At 67.1% G+C, this 17,314-nt stretch carries 18 protein-coding genes; 5 read left to right on the forward strand and 13 right to left on the reverse strand.

Features of this window, described 5'->3' with window-relative positions:
• Positions 1-118: 118 nt before the first annotated feature.
• On the reverse strand, positions 119-808 hold the full coding sequence (locus G6N46_RS06900; RefSeq protein WP_138248862.1) for a class I SAM-dependent methyltransferase: 690 nt from the start codon (positions 806-808) through the stop codon (positions 119-121).
• A gap of 45 nt (positions 809-853) precedes the next feature.
• Here G6N46_RS06900 and G6N46_RS06905 point away from each other — a divergent pair, with 45 nt between their 5' ends.
• Entirely contained in the window at positions 854-1,279 is a 426-nt protein-coding gene (locus tag G6N46_RS06905; RefSeq protein WP_133425993.1) for a MarR family winged helix-turn-helix transcriptional regulator, read from the forward strand.
• Positions 1,280-1,285: 6 nt separating this feature from the next.
• Here G6N46_RS06905 and G6N46_RS06910 read toward each other — a convergent pair whose 3' ends face one another.
• The 3 genes from G6N46_RS06910 to G6N46_RS06920 are packed head-to-tail and all read right to left on the reverse strand — an operon-like array spanning position 1,286 to position 3,490.
• Positions 1,286-1,735: a DUF350 domain-containing protein gene (locus tag G6N46_RS06910; protein ID WP_138248861.1), complete on the reverse strand. Its 450-nt coding sequence runs from the start codon at positions 1,733-1,735 to the stop codon at positions 1,286-1,288.
• Between the two features lie 19 nt (positions 1,736-1,754).
• The gene (locus G6N46_RS06915; protein ID WP_061001117.1) at positions 1,755-2,918 is read right to left on the reverse strand and encodes a glutathionylspermidine synthase family protein; all 1,164 of its coding nucleotides are present in this window, start codon (positions 2,916-2,918) and stop codon (positions 1,755-1,757) included.
• Positions 2,918-3,490, reverse strand: a complete 573-nt coding sequence (locus G6N46_RS06920) for a hypothetical protein (protein ID WP_061001139.1) — start codon at positions 3,488-3,490, stop codon at positions 2,918-2,920. The genes G6N46_RS06915 and G6N46_RS06920 overlap by 1 nt, the downstream gene beginning before the upstream one ends.
• Positions 3,491-4,064: 574 nt before the next feature.
• Here G6N46_RS06920 and G6N46_RS06925 point away from each other — a divergent pair.
• On the forward strand, positions 4,065-5,798 hold the full coding sequence (locus tag G6N46_RS06925) for a purine-cytosine permease family protein (RefSeq protein WP_138248860.1): 1,734 nt from the start codon (positions 4,065-4,067) through the stop codon (positions 5,796-5,798).
• A gap of 50 nt (positions 5,799-5,848) precedes the next feature.
• On the opposite strand, the gene G6N46_RS06930 is transcribed toward G6N46_RS06925, so the two are convergent.
• Positions 5,849-6,943 carry a substrate-binding domain-containing protein gene (locus G6N46_RS06930; protein ID WP_234880615.1) on the reverse strand — a complete coding sequence of 365 codons (1,095 nt, stop codon included), beginning with the start codon at positions 6,941-6,943 and terminating at the stop codon, positions 5,849-5,851.
• 158 nt (positions 6,944-7,101) lie between these two features.
• Between G6N46_RS06930 and G6N46_RS06935 the strand changes: the two genes are divergently transcribed.
• On the forward strand, positions 7,102-7,560 hold the full coding sequence (locus G6N46_RS06935) for a MarR family winged helix-turn-helix transcriptional regulator (protein WP_234785330.1): 459 nt from the start codon (positions 7,102-7,104) through the stop codon (positions 7,558-7,560).
• A gap of 62 nt (positions 7,561-7,622) precedes the next feature.
• Here G6N46_RS06935 and fmdA read toward each other — a convergent pair whose 3' ends face one another.
• The gene (gene fmdA, locus G6N46_RS06940; RefSeq protein WP_138248859.1) at positions 7,623-8,876 is read right to left on the reverse strand and encodes a formamidase; all 1,254 of its coding nucleotides are present in this window, start codon (positions 8,874-8,876) and stop codon (positions 7,623-7,625) included.
• A gap of 126 nt (positions 8,877-9,002) precedes the next feature.
• Here fmdA and G6N46_RS06945 point away from each other — a divergent pair, with 126 nt between their 5' ends.
• On the forward strand, positions 9,003-9,287 hold the full coding sequence (locus G6N46_RS06945) for an FmdB family zinc ribbon protein (RefSeq protein ID WP_167526395.1): 285 nt from the start codon (positions 9,003-9,005) through the stop codon (positions 9,285-9,287).
• Between the two features lie 87 nt (positions 9,288-9,374).
• Here the strand turns inward: G6N46_RS06945 and tsf are convergent, their stop codons facing one another.
• Both tsf and rpsB read right to left on the reverse strand, forming a co-directional pair.
• Entirely contained in the window at positions 9,375-10,190 is an 816-nt protein-coding gene (tsf, locus tag G6N46_RS06950) for a translation elongation factor Ts (RefSeq protein ID WP_020102030.1), read from the reverse strand.
• 1 nt (position 10,191) lies between these two features.
• Complete coding sequence (gene rpsB / locus G6N46_RS06955) at positions 10,192-11,007, reverse strand: 30S ribosomal protein S2 (protein WP_064858018.1); 816 nt, start codon at positions 11,005-11,007, stop codon at positions 10,192-10,194.
• A gap of 288 nt (positions 11,008-11,295) precedes the next feature.
• Between rpsB and G6N46_RS06960 the strand changes: the two genes are divergently transcribed.
• Positions 11,296-11,784, forward strand: coding sequence for a murein hydrolase activator EnvC family protein (locus G6N46_RS06960; protein ID WP_138248858.1), 489 nt, complete (start codon positions 11,296-11,298; stop codon positions 11,782-11,784).
• 117 nt (positions 11,785-11,901) lie between these two features.
• Here G6N46_RS06960 and G6N46_RS06965 read toward each other — a convergent pair whose 3' ends face one another.
• The 5 genes from G6N46_RS06965 to G6N46_RS06985 form a co-directional block, all read right to left on the reverse strand.
• Positions 11,902-12,798, reverse strand: a complete 897-nt coding sequence (locus G6N46_RS06965; protein ID WP_138248857.1) for a tyrosine recombinase XerC — start codon at positions 12,796-12,798, stop codon at positions 11,902-11,904.
• Positions 12,799-12,866: 68 nt separating this feature from the next.
• Positions 12,867-14,042 (reverse strand): Fic family protein, encoded by a 1,176-nt coding sequence (locus G6N46_RS06970; RefSeq protein WP_234880614.1) that lies wholly within the window; start codon positions 14,040-14,042, stop codon positions 12,867-12,869.
• Positions 14,043-14,117: 75 nt separating this feature from the next.
• Positions 14,118-15,284: a lactate 2-monooxygenase gene (locus tag G6N46_RS06975; RefSeq protein WP_138248856.1), complete on the reverse strand. Its 1,167-nt coding sequence runs from the start codon at positions 15,282-15,284 to the stop codon at positions 14,118-14,120.
• 73 nt (positions 15,285-15,357) lie between these two features.
• The gene (locus G6N46_RS06980) at positions 15,358-16,203 is read right to left on the reverse strand and encodes a siderophore-interacting protein (RefSeq protein ID WP_138248855.1); all 846 of its coding nucleotides are present in this window, start codon (positions 16,201-16,203) and stop codon (positions 15,358-15,360) included.
• Positions 16,204-16,240: 37 nt separating this feature from the next.
• Positions 16,241-17,311 carry a cellulase family glycosylhydrolase gene (locus G6N46_RS06985; protein ID WP_138248854.1) on the reverse strand — a complete coding sequence of 357 codons (1,071 nt, stop codon included), beginning with the start codon at positions 17,309-17,311 and terminating at the stop codon, positions 16,241-16,243.
• Between the last annotated feature and the right edge of the window lie 3 nt (positions 17,312-17,314).

A 17,314-nucleotide genomic window follows, 5' to 3' on the forward strand; every position in this document is an offset into this window, starting at 1 on the left:
TTCGGTCCCCACACGTCACAGCTGCCACGGCGATCGGCAGCGGCTCCATCCTGCCTCATGGCGATCGAGCCGGAGGCAAGGAGGGTGGAACCCGATGGGCGGGCGGCCACCTGGCGGACTACCCCAGGTGCGCCTGCAACAACCACGCGCGAACCGACTTGAGTCCGTTCGGCTCGTCCCGGACGTCGACGTCGGCGAATCCCGTACCGGGCGCTCCCATCGTCCCGAAGCCCGCGGGCATCTTGCCGTGGATACGGGCCGGCGAGATGTCATCGATCACCCAGTACTTGCCGACGACGTCGCGCAGCTCGTCCTCGGTCACCGGGTTGGCCGGGCCGGCAGGCATGCCGCCGCGATCGAAGACCAGGACGATGTACGTCGCGCCGGGCGCGGCGGCCCGCACGATGGAGCGCTGGTAGCCGTCCCGGAGCTCGACGGGCATGGAGTGGAACAGCGTGCTGTCGATGATGGTGCCGAAGCGGCCGTCGTATCCGGTGAAGTCGCTGATGTCGGCGACCGCGAAGCTGGCGCTGTGCGCGCCGCGGCGGGCGGCCTCGGCCCGGGCCAGTTCGATGGCGGTTGCCGACTCGTCCAGACCCACAGTGGTGAAGCCACGCTCGGCCAGGTAGATCGCGGTGGCGGCCTCGCCGCAACCGGCATCGAGGACGTCGCCGTGGACCTTGCCGGCGTCGATCAGCGCGGCGATCTCGGGCTGCGGCCTGCCGATGCTCCACGGGGGCCGGGCACCCATCTCGGGGGCCTCGCCGCGGTACGCGCTTTCGAACAGGGCATCTGTGGGTCTGGTCATACCTCCGGTCTATCAACGGGGTTGATATATGTCAATATAATTGACATGTTCGAAGGTGAAGAAGCTCCCCTGGGCTATCTGCTCAACCGGGTCGCCACTGCTCTGCGCGCCGAGATCACCGCCAATGTTCTCGACCCGATCGGCCTGACCTTCCCACAGTTCGTCTGCCTGCGGATGGTCGACAACCGGCCCGGCATGTCCAACGCCGAGATGGCGCGGTTCGTCGGGGTCTCGCCACAGGCGATGAACATCGTGGTGCGCGCGCTGCAGGACCGCGAGCTGATCACCCGGCCGTCGACCGTCGCTGCCGGACGGTCCCGGCCCACCGAACTGACCCGGTCCGGCCGTACCCTGCTGAGCAAGACGGTCGCCGGAATCCGCGCCGCCGACGACGCCCTGTTGGCCGACCTGAGCCCGGCCCAGCGCCGGCAGTTCCGCGAGACGCTGACGAGCCTGCTGCCGCCCGAATAGCGGCGATCAGAGAATCGCGGCAGCGACGATCAGGCCGAATGCCAGATACGAGGCCGCGACGTCGAGCACCACCGGGGAGAACTTCTCCTCGTGGAGCATCTCGCCGATGTCCAGGCCCTTGACAGCACCGATGAGGCGCACCGAAAGTGCCTGTGCGGCAATGCCGACCAGGCCGAAGACCAGGGTCTTGATCAGACCGGCCGCCAGGTCACCCGACGAGCTGTAGATGGCCAGCACCACGATGAAGGCCATCGACACCACACCGGAGGCCGCCACCGCCGCGGCATTCGGCCGCCCCGACCGGACCAGGTCGCGCAGCGGTCCCGGGGTGGTCCAGTCGATCACGAAGAAGCCGAGGATCATCAGCGCGCCGCCGACGATCGCGTACAGCGCGATGGCCGACGCGCCGTGCCCGACGATGGACCAGTAGTCGTTGCCAAGAGCGGTGAGGGTCATGAAGTTCGTTTCCTTCCGGTCACTGCGGGATGCGGTGGGGCACAAAGGCTGCGCCGTTGTCGGTGACCAGACCCGAGGTCTCGCGAATACCGAGTCCGGCCGATTCGTCGCCGACGATCCAGGCGCCCAGCGCGGGACGCATGTCGTCGAATTGCGGTAGCGGATCGAGCAACTGGTACACGTAGCCCTCTTCGCCGTACACGCCGCCGGTCTGGGTCTCGTAACCCGCGCCGACGATCGTGACGTTCGCCCCCTCGCGGCCGAGCTTGGGCTTGCGGACGTATTCGGTCAGCTCGTGCGGATCATCGATGTACGCCGGAAGCAGGTTCGGGTGCCCCGGGTACATCTCCCACAGCACCGCCAGGATGGCCTTGTTGCTCAGCAGCGATTTCCACAGCGGCTCGATCCACATGGTCTCCGGCAGGGATTCGGCCGCGTACTTGCCGAATTCGTCGTCAAGCACCCATTCCCAGGGGTAGAGCTTGAACAGCGTCGAGATCGGCGCCTCTTCCAGGTCGACGAACCGCTGCAGGTCCCGGTCCCAGCCCAATTGCTCGATGGCCAGGCCGACGGTGTGCAGCCCGGCCTCGGCGGCGCACTCCTGGAGGTAGGCCAGCGTCACGTTGTCCTCGCCGCTGGTATCGGCGGACGACCAGGTGAAGTGGGTTTCGTTGCCGGGCAACCGATCCTGGATTTCCTTCCAGCGTTCCACCAGCTTCTCGTGCAGCGAGTTCCACTGGTCGTCGGCGGGAAAGACATCGGTCTTCCAGTACCACTGCAGAATCGCGGCTTCGAGCAGCGACGTCGGGGTGTCGGCGTTGTACTCCAGCAGAACCGGGGGCCGGCGCCCGTCGTAGCGCAGGTCGAAGCGGCCGTACAGGTGCGGGTCGCTACGGCGCCAAGACTTTTCGATGTGCGGCCAGCTCCACTCGGGGAGCCCGAAGTCGCGGTAGCGCTCGGTCAGGACGATGTTCTCGACGGCTTCCAGGCACATCGAATGCAGCACCTCGACCGAGGCCTCGATCGAGAGCACCTCGTCCATCTCGAACACGTAGTGCACCGACTCGTCCCAGTAGGGCCGCATGCTGCCGTCGGCGCTCGTGGCGGGAGTGTCGAAACACATGCCCTGGTCGGCGATGATCTTCTGCCACCCCGGCCGCGGGGTGCTGCGTTCGCGCCGCATCAGCTGCCGGAGCTTCCACTGCTCGACGAGCCGAAGCCGCCGCGCGACACCGACGACCCCGACTTGGAGATGGAGGTCCCGGATTTCGTTGTGGCCGTAGTGCCTTTCGGCAGGGTCAGGGTGCCGCCGTGCGCGATGCTGCCGACGCCGCTGTTGGAGCCGCCGTAGTAGTAGCGATACGACGATCCGGCGTAGAAGAACGTGCTGCCGCCCGAACTGTGCCCGCTGCTGCAGTAGCTGTCGGGCACCACTTCGTTGGTGCCGTCCTTGACGCAGGACGCACCGATCCGGTCGTCACGGTGGAAGATCGCGTAGCCGGCGGCGACCACCGCCACCACACCGACGCCGACCGCCGAACCGATGAGAACCTTCTTGCCGGTGGCCGCACGCTTGCGCGCCTTCTCGGCCTTCACCCGCTCGATCTCTTCTTCGGCCTCACGCGCCTTCTGCGCCTTGTCTCGGGCCCGCGCCTCGGCGACACTCGGCTGCCGCGGCTTGGCCGTGGCCGGGTCCTGCCAGCGGACCGACCCCTGCGGGTCCTGCGGCGGCGGGGGCGGCTGAAATTGCGGAATCTCCGGGGTGGGATTCGGCGCGGGAGTCGCCGGAGGTACCGGCGGCGGGCTCGACTCGGACCCGGGCGCAGGCTCCGGCCCGCCACCTTGAGCCGACTTTTTCCACGGCTGCCTTTCAGCCCCGTTCTCGGGCCCGACAGTCATGCACACCCCCAATTGACGCAACCTGTGAGACAGCATAAGGCTGGCTGCCCGACAAAGCGGCCGTTGCCGCCGCTTCCGTGGTGCGGAAGTTTCCGTGGCGGCAGCCGTCCGGCCAGTGCCGGCAGCGGCGTGACGCCGCCCCAGCCGATCCCAGCGAGCTGACGCACGCCCGCGCCTTACCCGCAGATTTCCGGTTGTGAGCCCGGACACCGGCTTGCCGCGCGCGCGAACGCGCAGTGTAAACACGTAGTTTCCCGGCCGTAACGTTCCATTTGGACTACTGCCATATGGAAGTAACTGGTGCTAATTTCCGTTCGACCCGGCCGCTGCAGGTCGCGGACCGGTCCGGTCATCGGCGCCCGCATCCGACCTGCCTGCCTGATGCATTGCATCACTGGCGATTACGACGGATTCGACAGGAAACGCCTTCATGACTACCGAGCAATCCTTAGACGAAGTGCACGGCCAACCAATGGCCGCGGCCCGCGTCGGCCCGTGGTCCCGCTTTGTCACCTGGGCCAACCAGGACACCATCGAGGACTTCTCACTTCGCTACGCGCCCAAGTCTTTTCGCAAATGGTCGCCGATGGCATGCGCCGTGGCCGCGTTGGGCGGCATCGCTTACCTCGCCGACTACTCGATCGGCGCCTCGATCGCCGTCACCCACGGCGCGGCCAGCGCGGTCGTCGCGATCCTGGTCGCCGCGGTCACGATATTTCTCACCGGCATCCCGATCGCGTACTACGCCGCGAAGTACAACATCGACATGGATCTGCTCACGCGCGGAGCCGGTTTCGGATACTTCGGCTCGACCCTGACGAGCCTCATCTACGCCAGCTTCTGCTTCATCTTCTTCGCGCTCGAGGGCGCGATCATGGCGCAGGCGATGAAATTGGCGTTCGGCATTCCGCTGGCGCTCGGCTACATCATCGGCTCACTGATCATCATTCCGCTCGTGCTCTACGGCATGACGGCCCTGGCCAAGTTCCAGGTCTGGACCCAGCCGTTGTGGCTGATCCTGTTCGTCGCCCCCATCGCCTTCATCGCGACCGCGGATCCGGCTGGCTTCCACGGGTTCCTGAGCTGGGCCGGCAACGGCGGCAGCGAACAGGTGACGGCCATCGGGGTCGGGGCGGGCGCCGGCGTGGCCTTGTCGCTCATCGCCCAGATCGGTGAACAGGTCGACTACCTGCGCTTCATGCCCGAGAAGTCGGAAACACCGCCACTGCGGTGGTGGGCCGCGGTACTCGCCGCCGGTCCCGGCTGGGTGATTCTCGGCGCGGCCAAGCAGATTTGCGGCGCCTTCCTGGCCTTCTACGTCGCGGGCAAGGTCGGTTTCGCGGCCGCCACCGAACCCATCGAGCAGTTCCTCGGCGGCTTCGGCTCGGTCATCCACAACGACGCCCTCGCCCTCGGGCTGGCCACGCTGATGGTGTTGCTGTCCCAGGTCAAGATCAATGTCACCAACGCGTATTCGGGCTCGTTGTCCTGGTCGAACTTCTTCAGTCGGATTCTGCATGTGCACCCGGGCCGGGTGGTGTACCTCGGCCTGCACATCGCCATCGCGCTGGCACTGATGCTCAGCGACATGTTCGCCGTGCTCAACACCATCCTGGGGTTCTACTCCAACGTCGCGATCGCCTGGATCGGTGCGATCGTCGCCGACCTGGTGATCAACAAGCCGCTGCTGAAGCTCAGCCCGTCTTACGTCGAGTTCAAGCGGGCCTACCTCTACAGCATCAATCCGGTCGGGTTCGTCTCGATGCTGGTGGGTTCGGTGTTCTCGATCCTGGCCTTCTACCACGCTTTCGGTGATTTCCTCGCGGCGTGGTCGCCGTACCTGGCGCTGACACTGTCGTTCGTACTGTCCCCGGTGATGTGCATCGCGACCAAGGGCAAGTACTACCTGGCGCGGCGCAATCCACTTCGTGAGGAGATCGAGAAGGAGCCGCTGTGGGCGGGTCAGACGCTGCTGGACGTCGTCGACCAGAAGCGCTACGAATTGCCGGACATGGTGCACGACTGTCCTTTTCACCACGGCACCGTGTCCTCGCTGACCTGCACGCTGACCAAGGACTGCCATGACATGTGCAAGAAGGACGGCTACACCGATTCCACCAGCACGGAGGAACTGAAGACTGCGGTTGCACCGCAGTCGAGCTGATGAATTGTCATGGCCTCGCCCTGAGCACCGGGCGGGGCCATGACCATCGGTCAGGGCGTCAGCTCGGCGATCACATCGAATTCGAGCTGGTCGGCGCTGGCGAGGTACACCGGTTGACGAGTATGGGCACCACGCATGACGACCTCGCCGCGCGGGCCCTGGTACGCGACATTGGCGCGTGCCCGATCGATCGCGGCCACCTCCAGGCTGCGGGCCGTCTGAGCCAGCGCGGTGAGCAGAAGCAGTCCCTCGTAACAGGATTCACCGATGTTGTTGAGCGCCGGGGCGGCACTGCCGAACCGTTGCAGATAGTGCGAGCCGAAGCCCATGTTCACCTCGGTGGGCAGACTCTCGAAGTAACCACACGCGGTGTACAGGCCGGTGGTCGCCCCACTTCCGCTGGCGCACAACACATCCTCACCGATCATCAACGACAGTCTCACGACGCTCTGGTCCAGACCGGCACGGGCGAACGCGCGATTGAACGCCGCGTTGTCGGCGCCCACCATCAACACCAGCACCCCGTCGGCCTCCGAGCTGGCGATGACGTCGAGCATGGGCCGGAAATCTCGCCCGCCCAGCGGAACGAATGCCTCACCGACGAATTCGAGGCCCGATCGCCACATGTACTCCTTGGTCACGCGGGCGGTCTGCCGCGGCCAGATGTAGTCGTTGCCGACGATGCACCAGCGTTTCAGCCCGAGGTGCTCACGCAACCACGTCAACGCCGGAAACAGTTGCTGCTCTGGGGTTTCCCCCACCATGTACACCCCGTCGGTGCTCTCGCCGCCCTCGTAGAACGTGGTGTACACGTAGGGCACCCGACCGGCCGTCTGCGGCGCGATGACGCGCCGCGCATTCGACAGGTGCCAGCCCACCACCGCGTCGATCTGCTGCTGGGCGACCAGGCGGCCCAGTTCGTCCGCCAGCTCACGCAGCGGCGCCCCGGCGTCCACCGGATGAATCCGGACGGGCCGGTCCAGTATGCCGCCGGCGGCGTTGATGTCCTCGGCGGCGAGTTCGGCGCTCGCCTCGCACGAAGGTCCGAACATCCCGGCGGGCCCGCTCAACGGCACCACGAGCGCGATGTCGACCACATCCCGGTCGGGGCGCGCGGGAATCGTCGCGGGTTTCGGATTCACCATCACCTCACCTTGGGACACGGGCCCAGCCATGCAACTCCGATCGCGACGACCACGACGTCCGCCACCCGGGTGACCAGAATTCAATTTGAAGATACCTCCCGATCAGCGCTGTTTCACGGCGAGATGAGGGGCCCCACCACGGTAGGCTGGGCGCCACCATGGAAATGAAGCCCGGCGCCCGTGCCGACACCGTCGAGGAACTCGCTCGATTGGTGAAGTCGGTTGCGTTCGAACTCGACCGCGTGGTGACAGATCACCTGGCCGGTTTGACGGTGCGTCAGTGGCATGTGCTGGCCGCGCTCGAAGGCGGTGCCGGCAAGCCGATGACGGCACTGGCCGAGGTGACGCTGCTGCCCGGACCGAGCCTGACCCGGCTCGTCGACGGGATGGTCGACGACAACCTGGTGCTGCGCAAGGCCGATGTGGTCGATCGCCGACGGGTATTGGTCTACCAGACCCGAAGGGGCGCTGCGCTGTACCGCCAGAACCGCGAGCGGCTCAACAAGTCCGAGCAGCTGGCCGCACTGTGCACGTCGACGTCACTGCAGCCCGAGGCGCTGGCCGAACTGCTGGTCACGCTACAGCGGCCGGGTTCCCCGGCGGACCTTCGCGACTGATCTGACACCGCCAAACAGCCAGTCCCCCAAGGAAATCGGGGAACTGGCTGTCGGCTGCGCGGTCAGAAGCTGGCGTGTGGCGCGCCCATTCCGGGATCGATCTGGTACGGCCCGGACGCCGACGGCGCCACCGGGAAGTCGAAGATCGCCGTCGGGATGTACACCGTCGCACAGGAATTCGGGATGTCCACCACCCCGGAGAGCCGCCCCTCGATCGGCGCGGACCCGAGCAGCAGGTAGGCCTGCTCCGGGCTGTAGCCGAACTTGGTCAGGTAGTCGATGGCGTGCAGACAGGCCCGCTGGTAGGCCAGATCCGAGTCGAGGTACTTCTGCTCGCCGTCGAGGGTCACCGAGGTGCCCGAGAAGGCCAGCCATTCCGAGTACTGCGGATCGGTGTTGCCCGGCATGAAGATCGCGTTCTCGTGCACGCCGTAGGTCTCCATGCCGCCCTTGATCAGATCCACGTGCAGGTCCATGAACCCGCCCATCTCGATCGCCCCGCAGAACGTGATCTCGCCGTCGCCCTGCGAGAAGTGCAGGTCGCCGAACGACAGGTTCGCACCGGGGACGAACACCGGATAGAACACCCGGCTGCCCTTGGTGACGTTCTTGATGTCCTGGTTTCCGCCGTTCTCCCGGGGCGGCGCGGTGCGGGCGGCTTCGGCGGCCGCCTTGGTGAAGGCGTCGCCGCTCAATGAGCCGAGGATCGCGTCCTGCGGTTCGGGCGGCAATGCCAGCGGTGGCACGCGGTCGGGATCGGTCGCGATCAGGGCGCCTTCGCGGGCGTTCCACTTGGCCAGCAGCGCGGCCGACGGCGCGGTACCCATGAGGCCGGGATGCACGATGCCGGTGTACTTCACCCCGGGCACGTGGCGTGAGCTGGCCTTCTGCCCGGAGAAGTCCCAGATCGCCTTGTAGGCGTCGGGGAACTGATCGGTGAGGAACCCGCCGCCGTTCTGCTTGGCGAAGATGCCGGTGTATCCCCAGCCCTGTCCGGCCAGTGGCCCCGAGTCTTCCTGCGGGATGGGCCCCACGTCGAGGATGTCGACGATCAGCAGGTCACCTGGCTCGGCACCCTCGATCGCGAACGGCCCGGACAGGCAGTGCACGCCCTTGAGCGGGGCATTGAGGATGTCCTCGGCCGAGTCGTCGTTGTGGATCGCGCCGTCGAACCACTCCCGGCAGTGCGCCCGGAAGCTGTCCCCCGGCTTGACGGTAACGGCGGGCGGGATATCCGGGTGCCAGCGGTTGTGGCCGACCAGCTTCTGGTCGGTGAACTTCTTCGTCGAATCCAGGGGGAACAGCAATTCCGGCACATTTACCTCCGTAGCGACACCAACACATACTTCCGAATGGAAGTATTCAATAATGAAGGTGTCTCGTCTGCGGATCGGGCAAGTTACATCCGGATGACGTTGCCCGAGAGGGCTTATGGTGTCGTTGTGCCTACCTACGTATTCCGGTGTGGCCGGGGTTGCCCGGACTTCACCGAACAGCATTCGATGGCGACCGCGCCCGCCGATACCCCCTGCCCGAGCTGCAGCGGCCAGGCCAAGCGCAGAATCGGCGCGCCCGCGCTGGGCGCCGGCAACTCATCGGGCATGCGGCTGCAGGACGCCACCCGCGTGACGGCGGACCGCCCGGACGTCGTCAGCAGCCTGCCCGCGAGTCGCCGTCGCACGCCGGTGACCGCGAATCCGTTGCACCGCAAGCTCCCCCGGCCCTAGCCGGAAAAGCAAAACCCCGCGCACTCCGGGATCGCCGGAATTGTGCGCGGGGTTTTGTCAGTGGGCAGCGGGTGAGCTGCCCAAGTTTTACTGCTGGCCGACCTCGAACCGCACGAAGCGGGTCACGGTGACGCCGGCCTCGTCCAGCAGGGCCTTCACGGTCTTCTTGTTGTCGGACACCGACGGCTGGTCGAGCAGCACGACGTCCTTGTAGAAGCCGGTGACGCGGCCTTCGACGATCTTCGGCAGTGCGGCCTCGGGCTTGCCCTCTTCCTTGGCGGTCTCCTCGGCGATACGACGCTCGTTGGCGACCAGGTCGGCGGGCACGTCCTCACGGGTGAGGTACTTGGCCTTCAGCGCGGCGATCTGCAGCGCGACCGCGTGCGCGGCCTCTTCAGAAGCACCGTTGTACTCGACCAGCACACCCACGGCCGGCGGCAGGTCCGCGGCACGCTTGTGCAGGTAGGTCTCGACGGTGCCGTCGAAGTAGGCGACCCGACGCAGTTCGAGCTTCTCGCCGATCTTCGCGGACAGGTCCGCGACCAGCTGCTCGACGGTGGTGCCGTCGACGGTGGCGGCCTTGAGGGTCTCCACGTCGTTGGCCTTGGCCGCGACAGCTGCGGTGAGGATCTGATCCGCGAGAGCCTGGAATTCGGCGTTCTTGGCGACGAAGTCGGTCTCGGAGTTCAGCTCGATGAGGGCGCCGTCCTTGGCGGCGACCAGGCCCTCGGCGGTGGCGCGCTCAGCGCGCTTGCCGACGTCCTTGGCACCCTTGATGCGCAGGACCTCGACGGCCTTGTCGAAGTCACCCTCGGTCTCAACCAGTGCGTTCTTGCAGTCGAGCATGCCGGAGCCGGTGAGCTCCCGCAGTCGCTTTACGTCAGCAGCGGTGTAGTTAGCCATCTCAGCTTTCTGTGGTGGTGGTTTCGGCGGTCTCAGCGGCCGCGGTGTCGGTGCCGGCGGTCGCGCCGGCGAGCAGTTCCTGCTCCCACTCGGCGAGCGGCTCGGCGCCTTCGGCCTCGGTCTTGGCACCCGAACGGGCCTGCAGACCCTCGGCAACCGCGGAGGCGATCACCTTGGTCAGCAGCGCGGCGCTGCGGATGGCGTCGTCGTTACCCGGGATCGGGTAGTTGACCTGGTCGGGATCGCAGTTGGTGTCCAGGATCGCGATGACCGGGATGCCGAGCTTGATGGCCTCGGAAACGGCCAGGTGCTCCTTGTTGGTGTCGACGACCCAGATGGCCGACGGAACCTTCTGCATGTCCCGGATACCGCCGAGGCTGCGCTCGAGCTTGTTCTTCTCACGCGTCAGCATGAGGATTTCCTTCTTGGTGCGACCCTCGAAGCCACCGGTCTGCTCCATCGACTCGAGTTCCTTCAGGCGCTGCAGGCGCTTGTGAACGGTCGAGAAGTTGGTGAGCATGCCGCCCAGCCAGCGCTGGTTGACGTAGGGCATGCCGACACGGGTGGCCTCGTCGGCGATGGACTCCTGCGCCTGCTTCTTGGTACCGACGAAGAGCACGGTGCCGCCGTGGGCAACGGTCTCCTTGACGAATTCGTACGCCTTGTCGATGTAGGTCAGCGTCTGCTGCAAGTCGATGATGTAGATGCCGTTGCGGTCGGTGAAGATGAACCGCTTCATCTTGGGGTTCCAGCGACGGGTCTGGTGCCCGAAGTGTGCGCCGCTGTCCAGCAGCTGCTTCATGGTCACTACGGCCATGGGTGTGCCTCACTTATATATCGGTTGTCGTCCGGCATCGGGTGATCCCGGACCCTGGCGTCTGCTGCGTGCCGGACCCAACTCGGTTGTCCGAGATGGGACCGCCCGGCATGCGGTGGCGACCCGAGATCGAGCCGCTGTGCAGGCGCGCGAAGTCAACCCACGAATGCGGATTGCAGGTGGAAGTTTACACGCTTCCCAGGGGTGCTTTGTCCACAGTGCGCCGGTTATCCACAGATCGGGTCTCTGGGGGTGCCGAAGCCTCGGCCGGGGCGCTGAACTGGGCTGATGCGAATCGTCGTGCTTGTGGTGCTCGCCACCCTCTGGCCGGCCGGCGTGGCGCGCGCCGACGGCGACCGGCTGGACTGGCCGCTGCGGCCGCGACCGGCGGTCGCGCGGGTGTTCGACGCGCCCCGGCCGAACTGGCAGCGCGGACATCGTGGCGTCGACCTCGCCGGCGCTGCCGGGCAGACCGTGTACGCCGCGGCCCCGGGCACCGTGGTGTTCGCCGGCGAGCTCGCGGGCCGGCCGGTGGTGTCGGTGGCTCATCCGGGTGGGCTGCGGACCAGCTACGAGCCGGTGCGTGCGGCGGTCCGGCCCGGCGCCGTCGTCGCCGCGGGTTCGCCGCTGGGCACGCTGGTCGCCGGCCATCCGGGCTGCGGCGGGAGCTGCCTGCACTGGGGCGCCATGTGGGGTGCGTCGTCCAATGCCGACTACGTCGATCCCCTGGGCCTGCTCGCCACCACCACGATCCGCCTCAAGCCCGATGCCCCCTAACCGCGAGAATCCCCTAACCGCGAGCGGCCGTGTTTGTACGCCGACACGCCGCAATTGGCGTGCAGGATGCGCACGTTCACCAGCCGCGAGTGGCCCCGAAATGCTCGCGACGGCGAGTTACGCCCGGGGGTGGGCCTGGTCGTGGACGGCACGCAACCGGGCGACGGTCACGTGCGTGTAGAGCTGCGTGGTCGCGAGCGACGAATGGCCGAGCAGCTCCTGCACCACCCGCAGGTCGGCGCCGCCTTCCAGCAGATGGGTGGCCGCGCTGTGCCGCAGGCCGTGTGGCCCGATGTCGGGCGCACCGTCCACCGCCGAGATCGTCTGGTGCACGACGGTCCGCGCCTGACGGGGGTCGAGGCGCCGCCCCCGCGCCCCGAGCAGCAGCGCCGGGCCGGATGTCGCGACCGCCAGTGCGGGGCGGCCGTCGGACAGCCACGCCCGCAACGCGTGCGAGGCCGGCTCACCGAAGGGCACGGTGCGCTCCTTGTCGCCTTTACCGAGGACGCGCAGCAGCCGGCGACTCTGGTCGACGTCGTCGATGTCCAGGCCGCAGAGCTCGCTGACGCGGATGCCGGTGGCATACAGCATCTCGACGATCAGCCGATCCCGCAGCGCGAGCGGATCACCTTGCTCCGCACCGGAATTCGCCGCCGACATGGCATCGACCGCCTGATCCTGACGGAGCACGGCGGGCAGCGCACGGTGGGCCTTGGGGGTCTGCAGCCGCACGGCCGGATCGGTCTCGAGCAGCCCGCGCCGCACCGCCCACGCGGTGAAGGTCTTGACCGCCGACGTCCGGCGGGACAGCGTGGTCCGCGCCGCGCCCCTGCCGGCCTGCTCGGCGAGCCACGACCGCAGCGTCATGAGGTCAAGGTCGGCGATGGTGGCGCCGTCGCCGAGGAATTCCCCCAACGACCGCAGGTCACCCAGATAGGCACGCCGGGTGTGCTCGGAACGCCCGCATTCGAGTTCGAGGAACTGATCGAACTCGTCGAGAACCGCCTGGTGCACTCCCCTACGTTGGCAGAACGCCCGCCCGATCGCCCGTCACGCCACCCGTCGGTGGCCGAGCTGTGACCTCAAGCGTCGACGCGCCTGCCCGCACGTTCGGCAAACGCATCGAGTGCGGCAAGAACTTCCGCGGATCGCCATACGCGATTGCGGCGGCCGGCGGTGGTCTCGATGATTACGCCTGCCTCAACCAATGGGGTCAGCACTCGCTGGGCATGTGCGGTTTGGGCCACGATGCCCGCGTCCACGAGCAACGCGGCATTGATCACTGGGCGGCTGGTCAGTAGGTCGGCCACCTTCCACGCTCCGGAATCCGCGCGCGCGGTGATCCTGTCGTTCCAGCTGGCGCGGATGGTGCGCAGGTCTGTGACCAGCCGCCGACCGTTGACCGTCGCGCGCACGCTCGCCTCGGCAAATAGCTCCACGATGGGCGCGGCGTCACCCTCTCGGTACGCCATCAGTGCCCCGATATATCCGTCCGTATCGGCCAGCAAGCCCGCCGACACCGGCACAGTGATCTGACGGGTCAGTGCCTTGTTGCGCAGCAGCGCTTGCACCAGTGCCCGCCCCGTGCGGCCGTTGCCGTCAGTGAACGGATGCAGTGTCTCGAACTGCGCGTGGGCCACCGCGATGAGCGGCAGTACTGCAGTGTCGGTTCGCTTCGTGAACGCGATGAGGTCGTCGATCGCAGCGGGAATGAGTTCGTGGCGGGGGCCTACGAACGTCGCTCCGATCGGTGTCGACCCGCGACCGATCCACACCGGCTCAGTACGCCACTGCCCCGGGGTGTGCCGCGGCTGATTAGCCATGAGCGCAGCGTGCATCGCCAGGATGGCAGCGGCGTCGATGGTCCCCGACAGCGCCAATGCCGCCTGCATCGCGGCGGTGTTCGCGACGATGTCGGCGGCGTTGCGCTTGCCAGTGCCACCGACGAGCTCTTCCTCAGCGATAGATCGTGCCGACGCCGAGAGGTTCTCGATCTGTGAGCTGGCAGCGGACTCTGACCGCAGCAGGACTGCAGCGAACGGCGCGATCTCACCGCCCAGTTCGGCGTCGAACCGGGCAATCTCGCGGCTCGCCGCTTCAGCCTCGGCCACCACGGCGTCGGGCAGTGCCAGGTCGAGTTCGGCGATGCTTGCGGGTATAGCCGGGTGATAGGTGCCGTACTTTGGTGGCATACCTGCGTAACGAACCTGCGGCTCCCAGCGCACATCCTCATAAGTGACGGCGCCAAGTGGATGCACACCGACATTTTACATCCATTTATGCATTAAGTGGATGTAATATCAATCCTTGCATCCACTTATCAAGTACGCGCCTCAATGCACCTCGACGCGACGCAAGGCATCCGGCGTCAGGTCGGACAGCGAACGGTAGCCGTCGATGGCCATGGTCAGGTCCGTTTCGGCCAGCAGGGACCGCACCACATGAACGACGCCGGCGGTGCCGGCGAGCGCCATTCCGTAGGCGTACGGCCGCCCGATGCCGACGGCGGTCGCCCCCAGCGCCAGTGCCTTGACGACGTCGGCACCGGTCCGGACGCCGGAGTCGAACAGCACCGGCAGACCGTCGGCCGCCGCGACGACCCCAGGGAGGCAGTCGATGGCCGGAATTCCGCCGTTGGCCTGCCGGCCGCCGTGGTTGGAGCAGTAGATGCCGTCGAGCCCGGCATCGCGGACGCGCCGCGCGTCGTCGGGATGGCAGATGCCTTTGACCAGCAGCGGCAGCTTCGTCAGCGACCGCAGCCACGGCAGGTCATCCCAGGTCAGCGGGTTGCCGAAGTCCTGCACCCACTGCATCACCACGCCCTGCGGGTTCTGCTCGGGCGGCGCGGGCAGTTTGGCCCGGAACACCGGGTCACTGGTGTAGTTGGACAGGCAGTGGCCGCGCAGCTGCGGGAAGTTGGCCGTCGAGAGGTCGCGGGGACGCCAGCCGGGCACCCAGGTGTCGAGGGTGACGACGATGCCCTGGTACCCCGCCGCCTCGGCACGGCTGACCAGGCTGGCCGCGAGGTCCCGGTCTTTCGGGGTGTAGAGCTGGAAAAAGCCTGGGGTGTCACCGAATTCAGCGGCGACATCCTCCAGCGGATCACTGGTGAGCGTCGAGACCATCATGGGGACACCGGTTTGGGCCGCGGCCCGCGCGGCATGCAGGTCACCGTGGCCGTCTCGCGAGCAGATGCCCATGACGCCGATGGGCGCCAGGAACAGCGGCGACGGCAGCTTCAGCCCGAACAGGTCGACGGTCAGGTCGCGCTCGGTGGCCCCGACCAGCATGCGCGGCATGAGGCCCCAGCGGTCGAACGCGCTGACGTTGACGCGCTGCGTCCGCTCGTCACCGGCGCCGCCGGCGACGTACGACCAGATCGACGGCGGCATCGCGGCCTGGGCGCGCTCCTCGAGTTCTACGAACGAGATCGGCAGCGTCGGCACGACGCCGCCGAGTCCCTGCAGATAGATCTCGAGTTGGTAGTCACCGAACGCCATCAGGCCCGCCCTTCCGTTGCAACTTCGGCTGAGGATCGCACACTAGCGCCGGCCTACGCGTCGGCTTTTCGGCCTATGCCTCGGCTTCGGCCTTGGCCAGCTCCGCCTTCCACTGCCGGAAGGTTTCTTCGGTGCGGCCACGGCGCCAGTAGCCGGAGATGGACGCCCATTCGGCGCCGACGCCGCGCTCCTTACGCAGGTACGGCCGCAGGTTGTGCATGACGGCCTGCGCCTCGCCGTGGACGAACACCTGGACCTGGCCGGGCAGCCAGTCGGCCGCGCGGACCGCCGCGATGAGCGGCGCGTTGTCGCCGGCCTGGTCGTCCGGCACCAGGTCGGCGCGGCCGCCGCGGTGGATCCAGTGGATCGTCACGCCTGCGGGCGCGGTCAGGTCGAGCTCGTCATCGGGTCCGTCGACCTCGATGAAGGCCTGGCCGATCGCGTTGGGCGGCAACGCTTCCAGCGCGGTGCTCAGCGCCGGCAGCCCGGCTTCGTCGCCGGCCAGCAGGTGCCAGTCGGCGGCCGGGTTCGGGCTGTAGGCCCCATTTGGCCCCATGAGGTAAGCGGGGTCGCCCGGTGCCAGCGACGCCGCCCACGGTCCCGCCACACCGGTGTCGCCGTGCACCACGAAGTCGACGGTGAGTTCGCGCTGCTCGGTGTCGACGCTGCGCACGGTGTAGGTCCGCACCGTCGGGCGCTGGTCGGCCGGCAGCTCCTCGAAGCTGTCCAGCGTCAGGGGCTGCGCCAAGCCGGCCACCTCGACGCCCGCGGGCACGATGGCGAACTTGACGTAGGAATCTGTGAATTCCTTGGGAGTGAAGGTGTCGAACCCGTTGCCGCCGAACACAACACGAATCATGTGCGGGGTCAGGCGCTGGGTGCGGAGTACTTCGAACGTATGAATCGGACGGCCTGCCACGCCTCGACTATACGAGCGGCACAGCCGCGGTGGTGGGCTACCGAGCCAGCACCGCCGCCGTGTACTTGGGCTTCCAGCCCGACGTCAGCAACGCGCCGACGTTCGACTCGAGGTCGTCGCGCTTGGCCGTGTCGGTGTCGCGCACCGCGAAGATGAAGGCCGGTCCACTCCAGGTGATCTCGGCCAACCGTGCTAGCACCTGCAGGATTTGTCGCGCCTGTTCGTCCTGGCTGACGCCCCGGCTCTCCGGCGAGGACGTCGGGGCACCGAATTCGGTCATCCAGATTTTCTTGTCACCGTCTCCGTTGGCAGCCATCAAGTCGTGCACACGAGCCAGATCCGACCATCCGTTGTCACCGTCTTCGGCAATACCGCCCGGAAAAACGTAGGGATGCATCGCGGTGGCGTCGAAGAAGTTCCGCGCCCCGTTGGCGTACATGTCGGCGACGAATGTCGTCGGCGCGTCGGGTCCGGCCGCGCGACTCAGCCCGGCGGTGATGACGGTGGCGTCGGGCTGAATGGCCTTGATCGCCGGGTACGCCGCCTTGAGCAGCCCGGTGTAGACCGCGGCGCGGTTGTCGGTGAAGCCGAAGAACAGCGGCAGGTTCGGCTCGTTCCAGATCTCCCAGTCGGCGACCCGGTCGCCGTAGCGTTGCACGACGGCCGTGACGAACGCGGCGTAGTCGGCCGGATTGATCGGTGGCGCACTGAAATACGAGCCCGGCGCCCGAGCCCAGGCAGGGCTGTACGCGATCAGTCCGAGTACCTTCAGACCCCGCTTCCGGGAGCCGTTCACCCAATGGTCGACGTAGTGCCAATTATATTGACCCTTAACGGGTTCCACGATGTGCCAGTCGATCAGCACCCGCATCCACTCCGCCCGGGTCCGGGCGACGGCATCGAGTTCGCGGTCGGCGTCGGCGTCGCTCATCCAGGACTGCGGCGCACCGACACCGAACCCATAACCGCCCGCGGGCACCGCCGGCGTCGCCACCGGCGACGGGCGCAGCCACAGACACCCGCCGATCGACAGCCCGCCGAATAAGACGATGACGGCGGCGAACCGCCCGAAGCTGCGGCGTACCCGGCGGGTCACTAGAGCGGGCACGGC

Source organism: Mycolicibacterium phocaicum (assembly GCF_010731115.1).
Classification (GTDB): Bacteria; Actinomycetota; Actinomycetes; order Mycobacteriales; family Mycobacteriaceae; genus Mycobacterium; species Mycobacterium phocaicum.